Annotated in this window: 20 protein-coding genes; 6 read left to right on the plus strand and 14 right to left on the minus strand. The window is 37.8% G+C overall.

Annotated elements, in window-relative coordinates; translation table 11 throughout:
- Positions 1–41: 41 nt before the first annotated feature.
- From AB3Y88_RS00705 to AB3Y88_RS00745, 9 genes are read right to left on the minus strand one after another with little or no spacing between them, the layout of a single operon-like run.
- Positions 42–215 (minus strand): hypothetical protein, encoded by a 174-nt coding sequence (locus tag AB3Y88_RS00705; RefSeq protein ID WP_228888078.1) that lies wholly within the window; start codon positions 213–215, stop codon positions 42–44.
- Positions 216–236: 21 nt separating this feature from the next.
- Positions 237–1,562 carry an accessory Sec system glycosylation chaperone GtfB gene (gtfB, locus tag AB3Y88_RS00710; RefSeq protein ID WP_228888079.1) on the minus strand — a complete coding sequence of 442 codons (1,326 nt, stop codon included), beginning with the start codon at positions 1,560–1,562 and terminating at the stop codon, positions 237–239.
- Positions 1,555–3,072 (minus strand): accessory Sec system glycosyltransferase GtfA, encoded by a 1,518-nt coding sequence (gene gtfA, locus AB3Y88_RS00715; protein ID WP_228888080.1) that lies wholly within the window; start codon positions 3,070–3,072, stop codon positions 1,555–1,557. Before gtfA ends, gtfB begins: the two co-directional genes overlap by 8 nt.
- Positions 3,073–3,094: 22 nt before the next feature.
- On the minus strand, positions 3,095–5,470 hold the full coding sequence (gene secA2 / locus AB3Y88_RS00720) for an accessory Sec system translocase SecA2 (RefSeq protein ID WP_228888081.1): 2,376 nt from the start codon (positions 5,468–5,470) through the stop codon (positions 3,095–3,097).
- Positions 5,463–6,440, minus strand: coding sequence for an accessory Sec system protein Asp3 (gene asp3 / locus AB3Y88_RS00725; protein ID WP_228888082.1), 978 nt, complete (start codon positions 6,438–6,440; stop codon positions 5,463–5,465). The genes secA2 and asp3 overlap by 8 nt, the downstream gene beginning before the upstream one ends.
- Positions 6,437–8,002, minus strand: coding sequence for an accessory Sec system protein Asp2 (gene asp2 / locus AB3Y88_RS00730; RefSeq protein WP_261909603.1), 1,566 nt, complete (start codon positions 8,000–8,002; stop codon positions 6,437–6,439). Before asp2 ends, asp3 begins: the two co-directional genes overlap by 4 nt.
- The gene (asp1, locus tag AB3Y88_RS00735) at positions 7,986–9,593 is read right to left on the minus strand and encodes an accessory Sec system protein Asp1 (protein WP_228888084.1); all 1,608 of its coding nucleotides are present in this window, start codon (positions 9,591–9,593) and stop codon (positions 7,986–7,988) included. The genes asp2 and asp1 overlap by 17 nt, the downstream gene beginning before the upstream one ends.
- 48 nt (positions 9,594–9,641) lie before the next feature.
- Positions 9,642–10,883, minus strand: a complete 1,242-nt coding sequence (gene secY2, locus AB3Y88_RS00740) for an accessory Sec system protein translocase subunit SecY2 (protein ID WP_228888085.1) — start codon at positions 10,881–10,883, stop codon at positions 9,642–9,644.
- 22 nt (positions 10,884–10,905) lie between these two features.
- Entirely contained in the window at positions 10,906–11,904 is a 999-nt protein-coding gene (locus AB3Y88_RS00745) for a hypothetical protein (RefSeq protein ID WP_228888086.1), read from the minus strand.
- Between the two features lie 391 nt (positions 11,905–12,295).
- Between AB3Y88_RS00745 and AB3Y88_RS00750 the strand changes: the two genes are divergently transcribed.
- Together AB3Y88_RS00750 and AB3Y88_RS00755 are read left to right on the plus strand one after the other, a co-directional pair.
- Positions 12,296–13,066 (plus strand): DeoR/GlpR family DNA-binding transcription regulator, encoded by a 771-nt coding sequence (locus AB3Y88_RS00750; RefSeq protein WP_056960773.1) that lies wholly within the window; start codon positions 12,296–12,298, stop codon positions 13,064–13,066.
- Positions 13,059–13,874, plus strand: a complete 816-nt coding sequence (locus tag AB3Y88_RS00755) for an HAD family hydrolase (protein ID WP_228888087.1) — start codon at positions 13,059–13,061, stop codon at positions 13,872–13,874. Before AB3Y88_RS00750 ends, AB3Y88_RS00755 begins: the two co-directional genes overlap by 8 nt.
- A gap of 47 nt (positions 13,875–13,921) precedes the next feature.
- Here the strand turns inward: AB3Y88_RS00755 and msrA are convergent, their stop codons facing one another.
- Positions 13,922–14,770, minus strand: a complete 849-nt coding sequence (gene msrA / locus AB3Y88_RS00760; RefSeq protein WP_228888088.1) for a peptide-methionine (S)-S-oxide reductase MsrA — start codon at positions 14,768–14,770, stop codon at positions 13,922–13,924.
- Between the two features lie 290 nt (positions 14,771–15,060).
- Between msrA and AB3Y88_RS00765 the strand changes: the two genes are divergently transcribed.
- Positions 15,061–15,480 carry a MarR family winged helix-turn-helix transcriptional regulator gene (locus tag AB3Y88_RS00765; protein WP_054756915.1) on the plus strand — a complete coding sequence of 140 codons (420 nt, stop codon included), beginning with the start codon at positions 15,061–15,063 and terminating at the stop codon, positions 15,478–15,480.
- A gap of 11 nt (positions 15,481–15,491) precedes the next feature.
- Positions 15,492–16,397: a cation transporter gene (locus AB3Y88_RS00770; protein ID WP_228888089.1), complete on the plus strand. Its 906-nt coding sequence runs from the start codon at positions 15,492–15,494 to the stop codon at positions 16,395–16,397.
- Between the two features lie 10 nt (positions 16,398–16,407).
- Here AB3Y88_RS00770 and AB3Y88_RS00775 read toward each other — a convergent pair whose 3' ends face one another.
- Both AB3Y88_RS00775 and AB3Y88_RS00780 read right to left on the minus strand, forming a co-directional pair.
- Positions 16,408–17,127, minus strand: coding sequence for a DUF4811 domain-containing protein (locus AB3Y88_RS00775; protein ID WP_228888090.1), 720 nt, complete (start codon positions 17,125–17,127; stop codon positions 16,408–16,410).
- Between the two features lie 5 nt (positions 17,128–17,132).
- Positions 17,133–18,554, minus strand: coding sequence for an MDR family MFS transporter (locus AB3Y88_RS00780; protein WP_267476069.1), 1,422 nt, complete (start codon positions 18,552–18,554; stop codon positions 17,133–17,135).
- Between the two features lie 91 nt (positions 18,555–18,645).
- Here AB3Y88_RS00780 and AB3Y88_RS00785 point away from each other — a divergent pair, with 91 nt between their 5' ends.
- Complete coding sequence (locus AB3Y88_RS00785) at positions 18,646–18,915, plus strand: TetR/AcrR family transcriptional regulator (RefSeq protein ID WP_228888091.1); 270 nt, start codon at positions 18,646–18,648, stop codon at positions 18,913–18,915.
- Positions 18,916–19,385: 470 nt separating this feature from the next.
- Here the strand turns inward: AB3Y88_RS00785 and AB3Y88_RS00790 are convergent, their stop codons facing one another.
- Positions 19,386–19,844, minus strand: coding sequence for an HIT family protein (locus AB3Y88_RS00790; protein ID WP_228888092.1), 459 nt, complete (start codon positions 19,842–19,844; stop codon positions 19,386–19,388).
- A 189-nt stretch (positions 19,845–20,033) separates the two neighbouring features.
- Between AB3Y88_RS00790 and efp the strand changes: the two genes are divergently transcribed.
- A complete protein-coding gene (gene efp, locus AB3Y88_RS00795; protein WP_228888093.1) occupies positions 20,034–20,591 on the plus strand; it encodes an elongation factor P in 558 nt (185 codons plus the stop codon).
- Between the two features lie 291 nt (positions 20,592–20,882).
- Here the strand turns inward: efp and AB3Y88_RS00800 are convergent, their stop codons facing one another.
- Positions 20,883–22,235, minus strand: coding sequence for an aspartate aminotransferase family protein (locus AB3Y88_RS00800; protein ID WP_261909606.1), 1,353 nt, complete (start codon positions 22,233–22,235; stop codon positions 20,883–20,885).
- Positions 22,236–22,632 lie beyond the last annotated feature (397 nt).

Consider the following 22,632-nt stretch of genomic DNA (forward strand, 5'->3'; position numbering starts at 1 on the left):
CGAATAAATTCAATTTAAGCCCTTTACCCCCAAGATATATTCTATAACGCATTAAAAAGTGAAAAAATAATTCCGGCAACAACTACAATACTGATAATAATGGCAGCTGTCTGTTTTCCACTATGTTTATCTTCCGTTTCCTTTTTCTCATAACGCAACTTACTAAGCCGTTCATCAATATTTTTTTTCAAAAGGTCATTTTTATTTTTATCCATCTACAAAATCTCCCTTTCTTATCATTTTAGCTGTAGTTCTTTTTGATATGCAGCCCTAGTTACTTCATTAGCAGCTAAATGCTGTGCATATAAAAGCTTTTTTAAGTAAGTGACATCTTTCAAAGATCGTGCTACTTTGGCTATTAATTTTTTAGTATCTTCAACTCTATAAATATTTTCAGGAGAAGTATAACGCTGATTATGAACCACATTTTCGAATCCAAAAATTACTAAATTGTTGTCGAATGCGGTACGGACTGCATTCATTAGTTCACCTTCATGATTGATATCAAAATAATAATCTGTATTCAGCCATAAATTGTTTAACATATTAAACGAAGCATTAGGATAAAGCGATACATTTTTGTAAATTGAAAAAGCCATTAACTTTGGTGACATCTCTGTAATTGCAGCAACATTAAAGTATATTTCTGGAAGGTTTTTAACCAAGTACTCAAAATTTTCTAAGTTATCCGAATTTGTCATGATTAAAGCCGCATTTCCAGCCCGATTTTCACGTTTATGTTCATAAATATATCCTAGCAGATTGCATTCGACTGCAGTTTTACCTGTAATCAGTTTCTTAGAACGCTCAAAAACAGTTTGTTCATTAAAAATAATTTTCTCTGTACGTGGCGCATTTCCATTCAAAATCATTTGCATATTCCCTGGAATACTTTGCTTTAAAGGCTCTTGCCAAAACAAAAGGTCCTTACCGGCCTTGGGTTGATCTAAGGAAATGAAAAAAGGATCTGAAAGTGAATTATAAAAGATTCTATCCAAATTATACTTTCTTATCTTAAGATAGAATTTCACAAATTCTCTAAAAGATTGAAAATTGTAAATACCTTTTCGGTAATTCAAAAGCAAATCATGTGTTACGAAATTTACCACAATAACTTCTTTGTTTTGCTGTGAATAATAAGTTTTAGTAATCGCTTGCCCTTTTAGATTATAAATAGTTTGTGCAAAGCGCCAACCAGCTTGATTATAATGATCTATACTTCGCACTTTTCCTGATTGATCTAACCATCTAACTTCTTTAATCAGTCGCATATTTTTAGGAACAGCATATACTATTTCAGCAGCTTTACGCTCATAATCATAGATTGCCCCGCCATTGTTGTCTCCTCTTATTTCCCACATTGCTGGAACCATAACTTGATTAAAGAAAAGTGGTCTTCCTTGATTATCCTCTCTTAAAAACCAGCTAAATGGAGATTCAGTTTTGGGTGGTAACCAACCATCATCCTGTAATATTACGGTTGGCTGCACAAAACCTGCCTTGCGCAAAGAAACCTGCAAGTCTCGGGTTGCCTGATCATTTCTATCGAATATATTAATCATTTTTCAATTCCCCCAAAAGATCTTGCCATTTTTTTTCAACTTCACTAGTCAGAAATAATTTACCAATTTGATATGAAGCTTGTTGGAAATTCTTAAGCTCACTTTTAGTAAATAATTCCACAATTTTATTTGTTAAGTGTGCAATTGTCAGCGCTAATTTTTCATCTTCAGTAAAGGGAATTAAAAAACCGTTTTTATTATTTCTGATAAATGTTTGATTGCCATAACGTACATCTAAACCAATCAATGGCAATCCTGAACCAACTGCTTCTAGCAATGTTAATCCAAAACCTTCACTGGTAGATGCGGAAAGATAAGCCTCATATTCCTGGTAAATATTAGTTAAATCTTGGTGTCCCTTAAGTCGAATATAACTTGTTGCATTTTGCTGAATTATTAACTTTTTTAACTTGACTTCCTCGCTGCCCTTTCCATATATATCAAAATTCAGTTCGGGAATAATTTTGTGAGCTGCGACAACAGCATAAATCAACCAATCAACGTGCTTTTCTGTTGCTAGTCTCGAAGCAGTTAACAGTGAATAAGGCTTGCGCTTGGTTTGAGGATGCCTCAGTTTCGAGAGGCTACCAACTGGTATTGATGCAATTTTCGGAACATAATTATAGTATTGCTTAAACTGTTTTTTCATCAGCTTATTTTGGGCTGCGGTGGCAGTAATAAAAAATGAAACTGCTTGGGCGTTATCAAATTGATATTCATAATAATTATTCCAAAAAATATTTGTATCTGTGCTTGCATTCTCGCTAAAATGATCAGCATGGATAACAACTCCCAGTTTTGCTCGACCATGATTACGGAAAATAGTTTGACCAATTTCCGTAGCACGATCAAGAATAATAACGTCTTTGCAAGTTAACTGTAATCTTTGCATAAAGAATCTAACCAAATCTGTCTTAGAATAAAGTAGCGCGTCGGAGAAACGATATAACTCATCTTTTCCGTCAACTAATTGTTCATAAGCAATCGAACCATCTTCATTAAAAAACCTTCTTTGGTATACATAAGCACGCTTGTCACGCGGAGTATAATATTCAGAAAAAAGCTTTGTGTATGTAAAATAATCCTTCCGAATTAAATAGTCATGCGACACGTGCTCGGCTCGTTCCACGACCTGTCCACCCTTTTCTTTCAAAAAAGCAGTTACAAATTTATGTTCAGCAGGAAACGAGTAACGGATAGCTTTTTCTCCAACAGCCTCGACAACCCCTTTTCGTTGTTTAAAGCGAATACTTTTTTCAAGTTGAGCACGCGTATAAGTTGTTGGTGATATCTTGATATCGGTAAAGAATTGATATAACCAAATAACCTCATCATCCTTAAAACCAATATTTTGTGTTAAATGCTCAATGTTCTCACTTAAAATCAAGTCAGTAAACACAAATTTTGCCGGTTGTGCTATCTTGCGTAATACTTTTGCACGATAGGCTTGCGCATATTCAACTCCACTACTGGCCCAACCAATCCCTAAGTTAAAGTTATAAACTGTCATGTGCTCTTCCTCCTGCTTACTTCTACGAGAAATAAACTGACAAATTACCGTTCTCTTCTTTTACAATTGAACTTAAAAGTAAATTTTTGACTGCCTGTGTTTGCAGATCTTCTTTCATTTGCCGAAATGAACGTGCGGCTTCACGATGATATTCAAAAAGCGGATTCCTTTGAGCATATTGCCTGCCAAAGACAACCGCCCTTAACTGCTGTAAATTGTCGACCTCTTCAATCCAGCAGTTATCAATCGCTTTCAGCAGTGACAATCTATAAAAATTAAAAATTTCTTGTGGTGTATTCAACTGTTCCTTTTTAACTTGTAATTCCTTTTGTGCAATTCCTTGTAAAAGATCTCGCACTGTGTCTGCATCATCTAAATTAAATTGTGCTGGAACCCCACTGTACCTGTAACTCAAATTATCAAAAATAAACCGCGAAACTTTAGTCACATTCAACTTCTCGTTATCTCGAATAAATTTTTCAATGTATTTATTAATCAAAGCATTGACGTCATATTTAAATTCATCCGCTTGATAAATAAACTCGTTTCTTTGATTGTAAATCACGTTTCTTTGTACACGCACGCTTTCATCAAATTCAAGCGTATTTTTCCGTTGCTGATATCCATTGCTGTCGCTGACACGTTGAGCACGTCGAACCCCTCGACGAATTCGCCACGAAGACAGTAAATGTGGTTTTACATATCGTTCTTTATGTTTTTCATAGTAACTATGTAGCCATCTAGCACCATATTTGATAACCACCTCATCTTCAAGCGAGACAAAAAATTGGCTAAATCCAGGATCACCCTGCCTTCCTGAACGTCCCCGTAATTGCAGTTCACTTCTTTCATTAGCCATTTTTTCTGTCCCAATGACTGCTAACCCACCGAGTTCTTTTACACCCTTACCTAGTTTAATGTCTGTTCCGCGTCCGGCCATCGCAGTAGCGATTGTTACTCTTTTTTTCTGACCAGCCTCCGCAATAATCTGTGCTTCCTTAACTGCATTACGTGCATTTAAAACATTATGTGGTATTCGTTCGCGCAATAATAATTCTGAATAAATTTCAGAAATTTCAACTGAAGCCGTGACGAGCAGTACCGGTTGTCCTTTTCGATATAATCTTTTTACCAGCTTCATCGAAGCAAGCAATTTTTCCGGCAATGTTGTATAAATATTATCCGGTAAATCTTTACGTAAAACTGGCATGTTTGTTGGAATTTGGACAACCTTCATATAGTAAGTCTCAATAAATTCATCTTCTGCTGACTTGCCAGTGCCTGTCATTCCTCCAATTTTTTTAAACATCCTAAAAAGGTTTTGATAAGTAATGGATGCCATCGCGCGCATATCAGGTGTGACCTTAACCCTTTCTTTTGCTTCCAATGCCTGATGTTGTCCTGCTTGTAATTTAGTCATTTCCAAGATACGTCCATTTTGTTCATCTAAAAGCTTGACCTGATCAGCTGCAACCACATATTTTTTTCCATTTTCAAACAGCGCATGTGCTCGTAATGCTAATTCAATATGGCGAACTAGTTCAGTGTGTTTACCATCATATAAATTGGTTAAAGAAAAGTAACGTTCTGCTTCATTGATTCCAGCTGCTGTCAACCAAACATGTTCTCTTTCTTCATCCAGGCAATATCCGTTTCCCTGCGCAAGCGTTAAAATAAAATTGTCTGCAAGCTGGTACATATTCGATTGAACTCGTGGCGCCCCAGAAATAACCAGTGGGGTCTGAGCACTGTCCAATAAAACGGCATCTGCCTCATCAACAATTACATAACCGAAAGGAGGCATATACTTATCTGCAATTTTATCTGCTAAATTATCCAGCAAATAGTCAAAACCGAGTGCACTATTTGTCGTATAGACAATATCTGCACTATAAATTTTCTGCTTATCTGCTGCTTTGAGTTCAATTGCCTGATCCGTAACACCACAAGCAACACTCAAACCCAACCAACGATAGACCTTACCCATATCTGTTGCATCTCGTTGTGCCAAATAATCATTAGTTGTCACCAGAATAGTACTGTCCCCAGACAGGGCATTAAGGTATAAAGGCATTGTGGCAGTTAGTGTCTTTCCCTCACCAGTTTTCATCTCCGCGACATTTCCCTGATGAAGAACAATTCCACCTAGGACTTGAACATCGAAAGGAAACATTCCCAAAACACGTTTGTCCGCTTCCCGAATTACTGCGAATGCTTCTGGCAATAATTCGTCCAGACTCACCCCTGCTTGAAACTGCTTTTTGAAAAATTGCGTTTTTGCTTTTAGTTGATTATCTGAAAGAGCTGCTATTGTTTTTGCATTGCCATTAACTTCAGCTAACAAACGATGCAACCCTTTGTGTTTACTAGTTTTAACAGCCTTTCGTTTTTTAATCACTAATTTTCCCTCCAGTTTTTGCAAGATAATCTTCTAAAATAGGGGCACCTTCAAGCAAAGGTCCGCACAGTGCTAAAGCTGATTCATTAACAGAATTTTCGTAAATCTGTGCACCCTTTAATCTACCATCATTTGTTAAAAGATTTGCAGTTTTATGCATCTTCGCACTTGCTTGCATATAATGTTGATAATCTGCCGTCGGTAAAACTTCCGTCGTCACAAATGCACTTGCGTTTTTTAAATAATGCCTGTAAAAAGCAGCACAGTAATTAGAAGATGGACCCATTCCCCAAAAATTTATATGTTCAAAACTTGCACTGAGTTTTTTTATTTTTTTCATAACCGCTGCTGATAAAACTAAATCACTCTGCTTTTTTATACAATTAACGATAAAACAATTTTTTAAATTACCAAGCACCTTGTTATCTAACTCTGCAACAGCATTCAAAACAGGTTCTTCAAAAATAATATTACCTGTGTTACAGGCACTCTGATTCAGTTGTTCTGAAAAGCTGACATTGGCATTAGTATTACTTAAGCTACTAGTTGCAAGTTTTATATAATCAAAGGTAACCTGTTGACAGCCAGCATTTAATAAGGCAATCTCATAATAATAAGCATTTTCTGGATATTCAAAAACACCTGTCCGGTCTTTAATAAAGACCTGTCCAATTAGCTTATCAGTGCGTCCAAAAAAATTTAGCCGCAGATAGACGGTGCCAACTGGCTGACTCTTGGCTTCTAGTAATAGCCGGTACTTCACCTTTTTTTTTAATAATGGAAGCTGAGGACTAAACCGGTGCGCTTGATAGTTGGTCCTTGAATACCAAGTATTAATTGCTTTGCCTGGCGACATCAAATCGTTTTTGAAGACGACTTGTGCGTTCTTCTTAAACGTGACTGAAGAGCCAAACAGATAAGTTGCAGCAGCAGATTGCCAATGAATAATGTTCGCTATATATTCACTCATAACAAGTTCCTTTCAAAATCATTCCTTAAAAAATAATGATATTGTGCCAAAAACCATTTGATAATTGCTGGACTATTATCATTGTGACGCCCTACATACCCTCTTCCAATGATCTTAACTTGATTATTTGGGAAACCCGTTATCATTTTTTGAAAAGCATCGCGATCGTAGTCGTCATTTTCCATATAGGCCGCTGCAATTGTAGTTTCACTTAGATCTGCAAATGCAAACTTATCCCAGAATCTCTGATTGAGTTTAACTGCTGCACTCTGCGAATCAGTTTTTAATAAAAGCTGCAGTAAATCCAAAGCTGTATCAAAGTCCTGTGGGCGCAGTAATTTTCCATTTATGGCGATAGTCCCAACATTAAGCAATGGTTTACCAACAATAATAGCATGCGGTTGAAACAGGCTCCCGTAATACAAGGCACCAAAAGTTCCCATAGAGATTCCAGATAAAATCAATTGCTTGTTATTAAAATCAAGCCAAGTTAAAGCTGCTTGGATAATGTTAGAAATTTTACCTTCAAACTCATCGGTTCCTAAATAGAATGCTCCTCCCTCCAGCCGAGGATCACTGATTAGTAAAAAGGGTGCACCCATTTTTTTTAGCATAAAATAACCTTCAAACCCCTCCAGTGAACGATAACCTGAAAAGTAAACATTTAATGGTGGTTTAAGATCACCTGGATCAAAGTAATATAAAAATTCTTGGCGTTTCTTATCTGCAAAACGCTGCCCACCAGGGATAAATTGACCGAAACCTTGGCGCGACCAGCGGTAATGCAGCGCCCCTAAACTAATTTTCCCGGTTCCTTGTGCGTAAAGGATAACGTTTAAAAAAGTGCCACTGTCGTTGTTATGTGTCCCCTTAATAATTAAAGGACTTTGTAACTGGTCCTCTGTAACACTCCACGAAGCTTGTTGACTATCGCTTGACCCATTCACGGTTTCATAAAAAAACAGCTTAAGTTTGCAATTGCCCTCTTTATAATATTCTGGCCAGATTTCAAGCGTCTTTCCAGGATCAACGTATAAACTATTACGCCAAAATGCTAGCGGTTTAAAATCTTCCCCAAAATTACCTTCAAGTGTTAAAGCTGAGTTTCCTTGATAACTGCAATTTCCGGTAAATGTCGCTGCTACTTCGATCGTTTTGACTGCCATTTTAATACCATTTTGCTTTTCAAAAAAACACGTAGCTATTTCAGCCAAGAGTTTGTCTTGTGTTTCAGCTGGCACCTTCCATGCCATCTTTTTGCGTAAAAATTGCTTAACTGCCCCCTTTTTAATAGAAAGTCCTGCCACATAAATAACTCTATAGGCGTCGACAAGATTATCTAGGCATTCAATGTTCTCAATCCCGGAAAATTCTGTAAAAAAAACAACATCGAATTTCTTTCTTTCTTTTGGTTTTGTAAAAAAAGGCCCTTCCTTTATCTCAGCAAGAACTTGCTTAATATTAGGCGGTGTTACGAAAAACCATTCTAGTTGCGAAGGCAGTGACCTCCGCTCTTTCCAATTGGATGTACCGATCTGCAGCACCTTAATCCGTTCCGACATCATGCTCAGCACCTTTCATTATCTGCTTCCACTTGCTAACTAAATTCTCTCCTGAATATTCAGAGATTTTATTTGCAGAATACACTAATGCCTCATTCCAATGTGCCAACCCTGTAAAGTAATAAGCAATTGCGTCCGGTAACGCTTTAATTGATTCAATAATTAATCCATTCCTACCATGTTCAACATAACTACTATCAGTCAGGTTAATTTGAGGAATTCCAGCACTAATTCCAGCAATTTGCAAAAATAAATCTGGTTGTGCGCTTAGATCAATGATTAGACGCACATCTGCTAATGCACTAATAAGATCATCTTCTGATTCAAGCGCTAGCCACTGAAGATCACGAGTTTCACCGACATTATGTCCAGATAACGCTAATTCAGTAATTGATAATTTATTTTTTTCTTGCTCAAAAGTAAAAATATCATTGAGCTTTTCTTGCTTTAAAACCGCAGTAACTTGTTGTTTAATAGCCTGCGATTGGCTGCTTTGCCCCGGATAAGCAGCAATAATTAATTCCGCGAGTGGTTGCTTTTCCATAAAGGACAGAATTGATTTTAGTATTTTAGAAAAACGCACTGCGGATAATCCAGAAATCAACAAAAAAATTTTTAATTCTTTGACACTTTGACTTTTACCTAACTCCAAGCGACTATCAAATGGCGTTACTTGTGTAACTTCTTTTTGAATTCCATTTTCTCGCAAGATTTTCTTGATTTTTTCGACATTATAATTAGTATCTGCAACACAACAGTCAGCGTTATTAATCATATGTAATAAATTCTTATGATCAGTAAGCGGGTAGCGTTTGTTAAAAAAAGACAAGACCATCCGTGCCTTTGACTGTGCTTTTAAAACTCTTGCAGTCTGGATTCGTTCTGCTGCAATAATTAAAAGGTCTTTTTGGGAAAGATTCTTTTCTAGGAATAATTGATATTTTTCCATCAAAAGGTCCTTAATATCTGGATAACGTAACCGTGAAAACCTTGTTCGAAAATCTGGATTTACATCTACACAATATGTTTCAGTGCGTAAATCAAGTTTGAACTGCCATCGCCCTGCTTGATCTAAAAATTTTTGTTCCTTTGCAATTCCCTTAGTATCATAATAAATAATACTAGATAAAAAGCCACGGTCATCAAAAACCAGTTTTTTAGTTGGCAGGCTTTGTTTCAAAAAAAGAATTTCAAGAACTTTACCCATTGAATCAAATTCAATTCTTGCCCACGGTTTTCCTTGGCGGCGTGCAATTACCAAAAAAGGAGTATAGCTAAAAGCAACATCTGGTGGCCAAGTTAAGCTTTTAAAATCAAAGGTTCGTGTGTTTTTGGTCTTAATGTTTTGCAATTCATCAAAGATACTGTAGTACTCCGTTTCAAAAATATTTTCACGCTGTAAAAAGGTACGCAAATTAGGCGAATAATTCAAAATTAGTGCCTTGGTCCTTTCCTGTGCATCATAGAACATTCGCAGTTGATTAACTGTTTCATCAAACTCCATTTTTTTCGTTCCGCGATACCATGGCAAAGGAGTATTATTCCAAAAGCATGCACTCTTGTTATTCCATGATGGTAACAAATAAAACAATGTACCCCTCCTAACATCCTTAGCCGATCCAATTCATTTTTAAAGTAATTACAAAAGTTGATGGTAATTGTGTAAAATGTTAATAGTTTTTAACTGTGCACTAATCATCAAGACCATCCCGACTGCCATCAGCAAAAAGCCCGGAACCATCACAATTACTGAATATTGCGGATAAACAACTCCTAGATAAACAGGAGTTCCGGCAATCAATGTATTAAATGTCGCCCCCACAAATGAGAAACGTCTAACATAGAGTTGCAAGAAGCGCTGTGTAGCCTTACCCGGACGAATACCATTTATGTAATCACCGCTATTTCGCAAATTTTCACTTATTTTTTCCGCATCTACATTGATAAATCCAAAAACAAAAGAAAGGCTAAAAATTGCTAACACATACAATGAAACTCCAAAATATGAATTAAGCCCCATGTTTTGTGAAAGCCAATATAAAAAATTAACTGTCGGAAAAAAATTGCTCATAATTTGAACTAAATAACTGGGAATAAGCAACACTGAAAGCCCAAACATGACAGCAATCGCTCCACAAGGGTTTAACTTAATAGGCAAATAAGTTTGTGCCCCAAATTTACTGTTTACTAAAATACGATTAAGCGGGATTCGATACTCCGCTTTTTCAAAAATAACAGTGAGAACTACAATTAAAGTTGAAACTATGGCAAATATTAATAAAAAAGCTGCTAGATAAAAAGATGTCTTTTCAGTTGTTCTCAGCGTGGTTGCTAATTGTTGTTCAATACTTCCGATCATTCCAAAAAATACTACTAAAACTGGACCTCCGATTCCAAACTCACCATTCATATTTGCGAGCCATGTTAATAAAAAAGCTCCACCTGTCATGACAGTTACAAGAAAAAACGTTGTCTCAACACTTCTGTCTACTAAATCAAAGTTAACAATCATTCCGAGAGCCTCGATTACCGCAATTCCCAACATTAATATTAGCTGGTAAATATCAGCTTCTTTTTTACTCAACTTATCAAAATTAAATTTTTTTATCATAATTAGCAATTGCCAAATAATCATCGCTGACATCCAAGGCCCCAATCCAAGGGAAAAAAGCGCAGTTTGCGCTAAATTTGCACCTGTAGCGCCCGCTGATAGTTCCAAAAGTAAGCTATGCTTTGTATTTTGAAGAACGTTCTCGTACTCAACAAGGGGCAAAGGAATGTTTCTACCAATCATATATATTATTAAAATTACAATGCTCTGAAGACCCTTTTTAACAAAAATTGCTTTACTGCTCGACTCTGCGCATTTTTCTCTTAACAAATCCTCTACCTACCTCCACTCATCAAGAATTTTGCAAAATTTTATGCACTGCATCCAGTAAAAACTTCTTTGTAAAATAGCCTTCTCTAAGTAAGAAGGAAAAACGTTTGACGTTGGCAGCCTTTGCTTGATAATCAGCAGGAGTCATGTGCTTTAAAATATTGATTGCTTGCTCCAATGACTCGACCACCAACCCTAAATCATTTTTACGAATTATTTCTTGATTTGAAAGATCTTCTTCGACGATTACTGGAATACCTGCAGCTAAATAAGTACTCAATTTGTATGAAACACACATTTCCATATATTTTTTTACATGTCCTTGTGCCCAAACAAGCCCCCAACCACCCTTGGACAACTTGGAAATCAAATTTGTAGTATACTGCCATCCCTCAAAAGTAACATTACCTTTCACTATTTCAGTTGGGGCAGTAAATAGATGCAGTGGGAACTCATATTGCCAATTCCTAACAAATTCAAACTTTTCCGGGTTACCAATAAAATTAAGATATGGTTTAGCCATAGGAATTTCTAAATGTGCTGCAGTTGGATAATCCCAGCATTGCTGAATTACTGTTTTTCTAACTGTCAATCCGTTCTTCTGTAAAAAACGCAACATTCTATCTGAAGGCACAATTAGCAAGCTCGCTTGATTGTATAAGGTGACAACCCTTTTCAGCAAATATTCATTTGATTCAAACATCAAGGGCAAAACGTCATTTACAAAAATTCCAATCTTAATATCGCGGTATGCTTGTAACTTTGCGATGAAAGCTTCATCATAACGCATGTCATTCCATGTTGGAGATTGGAAAAAAACGATGTCCCCATTCGCAACTCCCGACAAAATACCATCGATGCGACAGCTTAATTCACGTGAATTATCGACATTTATATCATAAAAATAGATTGCAAGTTCATTAAACCCCAAACTTTTTGCAATTTCAGCTGTTGTATTTTGCGCAATCATAGCCACACTTTTTGAAGATTGACCATAAATATTCGTGATATGTATCCGCAAACGACCGCCTCCCTTAAACTGATCATGCTAATTGATTTAAAATTTTGGCCAAGTAACTAGACTATTTTTTTCTCACCTAGTTTATTTACAACTCACTTTATTTTTCTATTAAAATACACGTTTTATGACAAAGTTGGAGATGCTTGGCTTTCTTTTCATACTTATTGTACATAATATTCGAAATTTTAACAATTACAGGTATTTATTTTTTTATCGTTTAGCCACTTCCACACAAAGAATTACATCTTCTATAAACTCATTAACACTTTGTGCTTACGCATTTAAATCAGCAATTGCTTAGAAGTGCAGAAAAAGAATAATTTTCTGTACCAAAGTGAATGTATGCGCTTAAAAAAATGCTAAAATATTATTTGAAAGGGAGGTGTATTAGATGTCACAAGCTGAAAGATTGGTCGCAATTACAGCCTTATTGAAAAAAAGGGGAAAGCTGAGTACTCGTTTTATTGCACAATATTTTAATGTTTCCAGAGATACTGCACGGCGAGATATTGTGAAGCTTGTCTCAACTGGCAGAGCTAAACGGATGCATGGGGGAATTTTTGCCTATAGTGTAAGCAGTGTACCCGAATATCTAGCACGCACACACATTTTATCTCCTATTAAGGCTGAAATGGCAAAATTAGCATTGCAGGAAATTCAGATGGCTGGAGCTTATTTTATTGCCGCTTCAACTACTCTAGTACAGATGTGTGAACAAATTCAGCAACAAGGTGCAACTGTGGTCACAAATTCAATTGACAATGCGGTGGCCTTAACGCAAAGCGGAGTTGTTAAAATTGAACTTCTAGGGGGAACTGTTGACAAGCGCAACCGGTACACCTGCTCACTTTCTACACTCTCAGAACTTGGATACTTTTCTTTTGCAAAAGTGTTTATCGGTACTTCAGGAGTCACCCCGGAAGGCTTTTACTTATCCAACAAAGATGATGCAGTCGTGATTAGACATGTTGTCGCACACGCACGTCATATCATTGCAGTTGCCGAACAATACAAATTCAACTCAAAAAAAGCTGCTTATAAAATTTGTTCCTGCAAAAAAATAGATACTTTAATTACAGATAGCAGCTTAAAAGAGCCCCAAAGAAACTGGTTTAATAAAAATATTAAAATCGTGATCGCAAAGGAGGAACAGGATGATTAAGCATATTTTTCTAGACATGGATAACACCTTGCTAAATTCAGCAGGAGAGCTTTCAAAGGGGAATATCAGCATGATTAAACATTGCGGAATTCCGGTGACACTTGTGACCGCACGTCCCCCTGCAGCCATGCGAACCACGATTTCACAACTAGCACTTGTTGATGAACAAGTTGCATTTAATGGAGGATTAATCTTTAAAATGACCGGTTCCACCTACGAAACCCTCTTTAGTAAGGGAATAGCGTTTAAAACTGTTACTCAGATTTTAGCAACTGTGCAAAAAGCGTTTCCTGAAACGTCCGCCAGCTGGTTTACACTACAAGACTGGTTTACAGAAAAAAAGAGCCAAGCGATCATTCGTGAGGCCAACATCACGCATCAAAAGCCGGTTATGATGCCATTCAATGAATTAACACAGTTAACCAAAACGACGATCTATAAAATTATGCTGATCAGCCCCACTCCTGCTGATACCGAAATACTTGAGAAATATCTGCAAACCCTGCACTTCCCAGGAGTGACAGTCACACGTTCAAATCGAAATTATCTGGAAATCACTAACGAAGAAATCTCAAAACGTAATGGAATTTTGTATCTCAAGAAAAGAAATGGGTTGGTTAAACACGAACTGGCTGCTTTTGGCGATGGACGTAATGATATGACCATGTTTGATGTGGTTGGAACCGCTATCGCAATGGCAAATGCTGAGCCAACGGTCAAAAAGGCTGCAGACTATGTGACCCGCTCTAATGACGCTGATGGTGTTGGTTATGGAATTCAAAAAATTTTAGCCAAAAATCCTCATTAAAATAAAGCGCAGACCTATTTTAAATAAACTCCCAGCACACTTAGAGGCTATTTGTGTACCCGTTTTTTTCTAAAGTGCATCAGTTCGCTCCGAACTTTTCCATGCAAACGCTGAAACATTAAATATTGTTGCCGGATGCGCTTGATTCGTTGATAACGTTCCGGATTTTTTTGATAGAATTGTTGATGATAATTTTCCGCAGGCCAAAAAGTTCCGGCAGCTTCAATTGCAGTCACAATTGGTTTTCGATAACGTCCAGACGCCGCTAAGCGTTGCTTGGATTCTGTCGCAATTTTTCTTTGAGTTTCATCTTTTACAAAAATCACCGGACGATAATTACTGCCGCGATCTTCAAACTGCCCAAGTGCATCAGTAGGGTCCGTTATTTTCCAATAAAGTTCTACGAGTTCAGCGTAACTTATGATTCGCGTATCAAAAATAATTTCAACCGCTTCAACATGACCGCTAGTCCCGCTGACTACCTGTTCGTATGTCGGTTTTTTTAGTGTGCCTCCAGTATACCCTGATAAGACAGAAATAATGCCGCGTCTAGTTTCAAACGGCTCCACCATACACCAAAAACACCCTCCTGCAAAAATAGCTCGTTCTTGAAACGCTGGATCTTTTGCGGCATGTTTAGTTAGATCAAAGTGCCTTGCTTTTGCTGCATTGCCCGTGAGTTTGGCATAAAAATCAGCCACATCAGGTGTTAAGTTATTTCTAATCGCCAGTGGTCGTAACTTGTATTCAAGTTGTGCGAGTTCTCTTTCTGGCTTGTCTTGATTTGAAAGCTGTTCTTTGGTCTCCACTAATAGTGAGCGTTCCCATTTACGGGTGGCAGGATTTAATATTAAATTATAAAGATCTGCGAGCATTTCTTTTTCTTGTTTCTCCATTGTCCTCACTCCCTTCCAGCACAACAAATGATTGCTTAATGTTTAGCTTTTCTGCTTGCAGTATACCGCAAAAAATACTTTAGGATAAACGTCTTGCTTAGAAGCTGCGTTCAGTAATTTTTTAAGAACCTAACTACCGGTTGAACCTGGTATGATATCCTTGACCGGAACTTAGTCCATCCTTTTTGCCATTTTAGTTGTACATTACTAGTTGACAAAAAAACACTCCCGCAATATGATTAACAAAAGTAATTAACTTTGTTAACTATATTTTGTGGGAGTGACATAACATGGAAAGAATCAGTCAAATTTTTTCGGAACTATACGACAAAGTTCTCATTAAATACCAAAATAGTCCCGCGCGCAGTACTGCATTTCCTGAGATGTCTGCCAATGATGAACATTACATCGATCTTTTATATACATTGAAGAATGCCACTGGGACTAGTTTTGCAATTGCTGCAAAGATCTCAAAACCAGCGGCAACTAGAATTATTCAGCGTTTCATTGCTGCTGGTTATCTAACCAAACATCCTTCAAAGCAAGATAAGCGGATCTCCTACCTTACTTTAACCAAGGCTGTCCGGAACCATTGCAGAAAAAATTATCAACTCTTTGACAGTGTCTTTCTTGAATGTACCGCTGCACTTACAAAGGAAGAGCAAGCCCAACTTCAACTACTCCTGCGTAAAATCAACCAAAAGATTTGAGTGAACAGCAGATGAAACAAAAGAAAATTGAACAACGTGGTCTCCTTGCTGGAATTATGATTAACCTGCTAATGAGTATTGCAGGGATGACAGTTTTTTATTTGACACAAATCGAGGCACTGTTTGTTGATGCCTATTTTACAATCATTACTCTACTTTCAGGAATTGTTTCGTTTTTCATCTCAAAATTCAGTGAAAAAACAAGTCAGCGTTTTCCACAAGGTTTCTTTGTTTTAGAGCCGCTTTACTCCCTTTTTCAAGCTGCATTGACATTAACACTACTTGCAAGTTCCTTACTTAGCGTTACCCAAAAAGCCCTTGTTTACTTCACTACCGGACAAGGAACTGTGATGCAAGTCGGACCGGTAATTCCTTATGAAATCGTGATGGTGTCACTTTCTTGGGGACTTTCTTGGTACTATAGTAAACAAAACAGATTAATCAATCATACCAGCACAATGCTTTCCGCTGAGTCAAAAAGTACGTTAATTGATGGTATTATGTCAGCCGGAATTGGAGTTGTTGCTTGTGTACTGTTGTTTATTAAAGAACATTCTAGTCTAGGCTTTTTGCTTTATACAGGGGACTTTTTTGTTACATTAACACTAATTCTCCTCACAGTCAGGATTCCTTTGCATATCATGAAAAACTGCTTTATCGAGATCAGCGGCGGTACGTTGACGAACAAAAACCTGCAACAAACAATTAATGCTTGCGTTCAGACACATCTCTTACCCAACTTTCCCATTAAACAGTGTTTAATTTATAAAACGGGAATGTCCCTGCGTGTCCATGTCCAATTAAGCAGTCAGCTCCACACTATCAACAACGAGAGCTTGCAGCACCAAAAAAAATTGATCCTAAAAGAACTTTCTGCACATTTTGCTTTTATCAAACTTGAAATTTGTGTCGCATAACCCAACACAATTAATCATGAGAAGCTTGACGGTCCGCAAATTTTTGCAAAATCCGGTGCGTCTCAACTTGAAGCGCTTGTTCTTCTATCCTTTTAAGGACTGGCTGAGCAGTTGCCTTTTCAGGATGTAACCGAAGATATTTTTGAACTCGTCCAGCTACTTTTTGCTTAAGCTCAGCTTTCCCATTCTTTAAAGCAGTACCAGCTTGTCTTGCATTAGAAGTTGAAAGTACAGACCAATTTCCCGGTAGCAAAAAAGTGACCGTCGTTGCTTTAAGGTGATGATTGTTGGTAATTCCTGCAAAAAGAACTTGCATTAATTTACTAGTGTAATGGTACTCCGACTGAGCTGTTATTCTTAGTGCGCTTTTTTGCCTATATGACCGTAGTCTAACCTTGATGCCGTCCGAATAAAGCAAACTTTTTTGCTTTTTTTGCGGATCTTTTGCAGTCACATAGATCTGCTTTTTTATTTTACCACTGCCAAAATTTCGATAAATTAAGACCTGATTTGAACCAGGAAATGATACTATTGGATAAATTTTGACAGTGTGTTTTTTTGTAACTAGCTTAGTTCCCCAATGAAATTGCGTATCCATTAATAAATAGGATTGACTGCCTAAAAGAGTAATTGTTAACAGTGCAAGGTATCCTCCGCGTCCAGGAAACTTAGCCCTAATACTTAGTAAGATGATTCCGACCAGACAAATAGCACTGAGAATAAGAATCATACTTTCTATCCCTCCAGTTCTTTTTTAAATCTTTTTGACACATCATGGTGCGACAGGAACCATGCTGGTACCACTGCAATTGCAGTAATAACCACCGACCAGATAAACGCCATCTGATATGCAATCGCTTGATTCGCAACAGTTGGTACCACAAAACTTAGACGATTCTGAATCACTGTTGCCAAAATTGCCGAACCGAATGCGCCACCAACATTTTGCAGCATTCGGGTGGCAGTGGTTGCTTCTGAAATCTGGGTGCTTGGAATACCGCTGTAAGAATCTGCCATTACTGGAATCTCAATTCCTCCTTGAGCAATCCCGCGGAAGAAAAGCACAAACCAAATTAGGTACTTACTCGTTGCAGCGTTAAAATAAATAAACGGCCAGGTACTTAAAACCGCCAACACAAGCGATCCTATGACAATCCAGCGTGCTCCAAACCGATCAGTCAACTTTCCAATTTGGCTTCGCGAAACAAGCAACCCAACTCCTTGTGACATTAAATATGTGCCCGACCAAACTACGCTTAACCCCTGAATGTTCTGGAGATAAAGCGGTAATAAAAACATGGCACCATTGACGGTAATTCCCGACATCAATAAGATAATTGATGCGCCTGAAAAATTTCGTGACTTAAAAAGGTCCAGACTAATTAAAGCCCGCTGTGGAAATTTTTTCGCATAAAAAAGGTATGCTGCGAGTAGATCGACACCCATAAAACTTGGTAATAAGACCTTAAGTGTAGCTAGATTTCCAGTGCTGCTGAATTTTACAATCCCTAAAATTAAACAAGAAAACATTCCGCCTAAAAGAAAAAATCCACACCAGTCGAAATTCTTTTTAGTCTTTGTAACCGGAAAGCTGGGCATCAGCCAACCAATTAAAACAAACGAAAGGATTACGATTGGTACATTAATATAGAAAATCCAGTGCCAATTCAACCGGTCAATCAGATAACCACCGATCGTGGGACCTAAAATTGGAATCAAAACTACTGGTAAGCCGACGATTGCCATTAAGCTACCTAAACTTTTCCCACCAGCCGCACGTACAATTAACGTCGATACTAAAGAGATAACAATCCCCGAACCAGCTCCTTGAATTAAACGTCCACCAATCAAAACTCCAATATTAGTTGCTATTCCAGAAATCAGCGAACCTGCTAAGAAAATCAACATGCCAACTAAATAAAGCTTTTTCCCGTTAAATCTATCTGCGGCCCAACCGGTAAAAAGGACAATCACGCCCAGAGCCAGAACATAGCCGGTGGTTACCCACTGTACTATGTCGACAGAACTGTTTAAATCATTCATAATAGTGTTAAGTGCAACGTTAGTCATTGTCGTATCGAGCATTGGTGCAATCGCGCCTAATACAAGTACAAAAGCAACTTTAGCGATGTTGCGCCTGTTACCCTTTTCATTCATCAAAACAGACCTCACTCTCTCATTAAGGTACCCGGGTTCCTAAAAAGATAGTACCCCCTTAAGTTTAAAAAGGCAAGAAAGAGTTTTAAAGATGACCCTGCAAAAACAAACCAGCCGCCATGGAAAACAGCTTGAAATGGCAATTTTAACAACTGTTTGGGAACAAATAAATAAAGTTGGCTATCAAGAATTAACTATTAAAGAAGTGGCCCAGCTGGCTCACACAAATAAAAACACTGTTTATCGTCATTGGCCGAATAAAGCTGTATTAGTACTTGCCGCATGCGCACAATTTGGCCCCAAACCCAAAATACAGCTTTCCAGTATTGGAAAGCTGCGAGATGACGAGAGTGTGACATAAGTTAAATTTTGTCACAGTCCCTCTTTTATTCCGGATAAACGTGGTCCATAAGTCAAAATTCTCCGTCTAACTTCGAATTACTCATAGCAAAATACCCGCTATGTTCGTAATTTCGAGTTAGCACTCAAATTTTCCCGACTTATGGCACACTCTCCTTCTTGTCTTATTTAATCAATTAACTCAAGGGAAAATGAAGTGCCTACTGCTAGACCGATTGCAGGACGTTGATCTGACACATGTTTTTGACAACCAAAAATCATGAAAATGAACTTCAAAAAATGATTATTGTGCTCTTAAAACAAGCTCAAGCACGGGGTGATCTTTAGATTGGAATCTTTAGCGCCAAGAATTGTGGAACTTCCTTTACTGTTATTAGTTAACAAAATTGTATCGCAAAAAACATTGTCACACACGGCGGTTACTCAAATTGTTGAGCAAATATTGTTACCGTTATTTTTAAAAAATTCGCGTTAATCCACCAACTTCAATTCAGCTAAAAGTTGTTCTTTCAGCTTGCAAAGTGTTGCAGCATCTACCTGCGTTTCAGGCGCAAACATCTTTTCTGCCGGATACCACCAGACCGGTCCCTTGCCGTTCATGCCGTATTCACCCAAATCACCTGCTTGACGTGGGAAAAGATGCCAGTGGATGTGTGAGTCGCCATTTCCAAGCAACTCAAGATTCATCTTTTGAGCTGAAAAAGCACGACTAACTGCGGCTGAAACAAGTGCCATCTCGGCTAAGAACTTGTCCCTAAAAATCGGTTCTAAAAGATGTAACTCAGTAACATGCTGCTTACATAAGAACAACGTATATCCGCTAAAATGCTGGTGATCTCCTAATACCACATAGCCAGTTGCCAACTCTTTTACAAAATAAGGGTTAGCACCTTTTTTAATTAACTGGATCCGATCGCAAATTAAACACATTCTAAAGACCTCTTTATTTTGATTTCGTATTCTACATTAACTATGCTACACTGGAAATAATGACATTCAAGGAATGGTGGTAAATAAATGCCTCGTCGCGGTTTTGCATTATCATTGGCGCCTCCTCACTTTTTTCGAGACTTATTGTTTGAATTTGACCTCGACATCTAAAAGGAGAGTATTATCCTAATGGTAGAAGCAATTAATTTAAAAACAGGAATGATTTTTGAAAAAGACAACAAACTGATCAAAGTTCTTGAAACTAATCATCACAAGCCAGGTAAAGGAAACACAGTCATGCAGATGAAACTGCAAGACGTCCGTTCAAGTGCTATTGTCCAAACCACGATGCGTCCAACTGAGAAAGTCGAATTAGCAATTGTGGACAAAAAGCAGGCACAGTATCTGTATCGCCAAGACAAACTGCTTTGCTTTATGGACCTAGAAACTTATGAGCAATACGAGCTTCCGCTTGAACAAGTTAGCGCTGAAAGCAAGTACTTGATTCCTAACCTGCAAGTTCAACTAAATTTTTGTGGAACTGAACTTATCGGTCTTGATTTGCCAACTACCGTTGACTTAAAAGTAACTGAGACCGAGCCCAACATCAAAGGTGCAACGGCCGCAAGTGGTGGTAAACCAGCAACACTGGAAACCGGTCTTGTTGTAACCGTTCCAAACTTCATTCAAAAAGATGATGTTTTAACCATTAACACCACCAATGGGACTTATAAACAGCGCGTTTAAATTTAAAAAAATATGTGCCGCTTTATTTTGAGACACTTGGCTGGCATAAATAGTGGGAGAGTGTGACATAGGTCGGGAAAATTTGAATGCTAACTCGAGATTACTCATAGCGAGTACTTTGCTATGAGTAGTTCGAAGTTAGACGGAGAATTTTGACTTATGGAACACGTTTATCCACATCAAATAAGGGGGGCTGTGCCAAAATTTAACTTTTGGCACAGCCCCTCTTTTATTCCGGATAAACGTGTGCTCTAAACCAAAATTTTCAACATATGCCCAGTTTTGCCTTTTTTACCATCCAATTTTTTCGTTTGTTTGTGGCAATTCAACTTGATTTTGCTCAACTGCACTGAATGCATCATCTAAGACTGCTAGTGCTTGATCAAGCTGTGCTCGTGTGATTACAAAAGGTGGTTGAAACCTGAGAATATTGCCAGCAAGTGTAATCAAAACAACACCATGAGCAAAGGCATAATAGATGACCTTAGTTGCAGTTTCGTTGTCTGGTTCTTTTGTCTTTTGATCTTTAACAAGTTCAATTCCGCCATTTAACCCCCACATCCGTACATCACCAATTGCTGGGTGCCTTTGTTGCATCTCTAAGAAACGTTTTTTTACATATTCACCATCAGAAGCAGACTTCTCAACCAAATGGTCAGCTTCAATGACGTTTAACGTTGCTAATGACGCTGCTGCACAAACTGGGTTACCAGAAGTTGTAAAGCAATGTGCTGGTGTCCCTAGCGCATCAATAATTTCTTTTTTACCGATCACAGCACTTAATGGCAGCCCTGCAGCTAGAGATTTACCAACGGAGATTAAGTCTGGTTCAATATCCTTAAATTGCTGAATACTCCACATTTTGCCTGTCCGCCCCAGCCCTTGATTAACTTCATCCACTGCAAAAAGAATCCCGTTTTCGTGACAGAAGTTATAGACCAGCTGCATATACTCTTCAGGTGCCTTGACAATTCCTCCGTCACCTTGAATCGGCTCAATTAATACGCAGGCAGTCTCATCTGCAGGGAGAAAAGATTCAAATGGCCGTTTAAACTCAGCAAAAAAACGCAAAGCAACTTCGTGTTCGCTTTCACCCGGTAATCTGCGATAAAGATCCGGATATGGCACATGAACTACTCCTGGAAGCATCGGTCCAATCTGGCGTGTCATATTAAGGCTCACACCTGAGAGCGTCTCGGAGCCATAGGTTGAACCATGATATGCACCCATATAAGAAACCAGATACTGACGCCCTGTGTAAGCCCGTGCAAATTTGATAATGGCATCGTTCGCATCTGAACCAGAGTTACCAAATGTCACCATTTTAGGTGATTTGCCTGGTGCAATTTCTGCTAATTTCTGGGCAAGTTCAATCTCTGGCACATGATGAAAATACGCAGGAGTATAATGAATCAACTTCTGCGCCTGTGTTGTAATTGCTTTGACAACTCTTTCATCAGTGTGACCTACATTAATTGCTGATGCGCTCGCTAACAAATCTAAGTAGTGATTGCCGTCAACATCTACTAAAGTCGCACCATGTGCATGGTCAATTACTAAATCATAGTAGTTGATTCGCGCAGAACGCGCAAAATACTTCTTTTCTTTTGCAATTAATTTTCTAGCTTTTTCCAGATCTGCCATCTCTGCAACCCCTCATTTTCTTCTTGAACCGCTTGGATATGTTATGTATAGCAAGCAAACTACAGATTCAAAACAGTTTTAATTTACATTAAAGATTGCATGTAGTTTAACGTATCTAACATTAAATTGTCAACACTTATTTCTAATCCATTATTAACGCGATCTACATACCAGCTCAAACCAATAAAAATTTATAACCAAATTTTTTTATTGTAACGATTAATTATTTTGGATGACTTACATATTAAATAAAACTAAAGACCGCTTGTCGCATCTCTGTCAGCAACTGTACTTTTAATGCGGTTTTTGCTTACTCATTTTGCTGAGAAATATGTAAATTTATGCAACGTCTCTTAAAATTATCTAAAAATTTCTGAAAGATCATAGATTAGTCTAA

The organism is Liquorilactobacillus satsumensis (genome assembly GCF_964065465.1).
Lineage (GTDB): Bacteria > Bacillota > Bacilli > Lactobacillales > Lactobacillaceae > Liquorilactobacillus > Liquorilactobacillus satsumensis.

What these genes read in the sequence shown, in the direction of transcription:
- AB3Y88_RS00705 (WP_228888078.1), bottom strand. Translation starts at nt 215, where the DNA reads ATGGATAAAAATAAAAATGACCTTTTGAAAAAAAATATTGATGAACGG.
- gtfB (WP_228888079.1), bottom strand. Translation starts at nt 1,562, where the DNA reads ATGATTAATATATTCGATAGAAATGATCAGGCAACCCGAGACTTGCAG.
- gtfA (WP_228888080.1), bottom strand. Translation starts at nt 3,072, where the DNA reads ATGACAGTTTATAACTTTAACTTAGGGATTGGTTGGGCCAGTAGTGGA.
- asp3 (WP_228888082.1), bottom strand. Translation starts at nt 6,440, where the DNA reads ATGAGTGAATATATAGCGAACATTATTCATTGGCAATCTGCTGCTGCA.
- asp2 (WP_261909603.1), bottom strand. Translation starts at nt 8,002, where the DNA reads ATGTCGGAACGGATTAAGGTGCTGCAGATCGGTACATCCAATTGGAAA.
- AB3Y88_RS00750 (WP_056960773.1), top strand. Translation starts at nt 12,296, where the DNA reads ATGTCACAAGCTGAAAGATTGGTCGCAATTACAGCCTTATTGAAAAAA.
- AB3Y88_RS00755 (WP_228888087.1), top strand. Translation starts at nt 13,059, where the DNA reads ATGATTAAGCATATTTTTCTAGACATGGATAACACCTTGCTAAATTCA.
- msrA (WP_228888088.1), bottom strand. Translation starts at nt 14,770, where the DNA reads ATGGAGAAACAAGAAAAAGAAATGCTCGCAGATCTTTATAATTTAATA.
- AB3Y88_RS00765 (WP_054756915.1), top strand. Translation starts at nt 15,061, where the DNA reads ATGGAAAGAATCAGTCAAATTTTTTCGGAACTATACGACAAAGTTCTC.
- AB3Y88_RS00770 (WP_228888089.1), top strand. Translation starts at nt 15,492, where the DNA reads ATGAAACAAAAGAAAATTGAACAACGTGGTCTCCTTGCTGGAATTATG.
- AB3Y88_RS00775 (WP_228888090.1), bottom strand. Translation starts at nt 17,127, where the DNA reads ATGATTCTTATTCTCAGTGCTATTTGTCTGGTCGGAATCATCTTACTA.
- AB3Y88_RS00780 (WP_267476069.1), bottom strand. Translation starts at nt 18,554, where the DNA reads ATGAATGAAAAGGGTAACAGGCGCAACATCGCTAAAGTTGCTTTTGTA.
- AB3Y88_RS00785 (WP_228888091.1), top strand. Translation starts at nt 18,646, where the DNA reads ATGACCCTGCAAAAACAAACCAGCCGCCATGGAAAACAGCTTGAAATG.
- AB3Y88_RS00790 (WP_228888092.1), bottom strand. Translation starts at nt 19,844, where the DNA reads ATGTGTTTAATTTGCGATCGGATCCAGTTAATTAAAAAAGGTGCTAAC.
- efp (WP_228888093.1), top strand. Translation starts at nt 20,034, where the DNA reads ATGGTAGAAGCAATTAATTTAAAAACAGGAATGATTTTTGAAAAAGAC.
- AB3Y88_RS00800 (WP_261909606.1), bottom strand. Translation starts at nt 22,235, where the DNA reads ATGGCAGATCTGGAAAAAGCTAGAAAATTAATTGCAAAAGAAAAGAAG.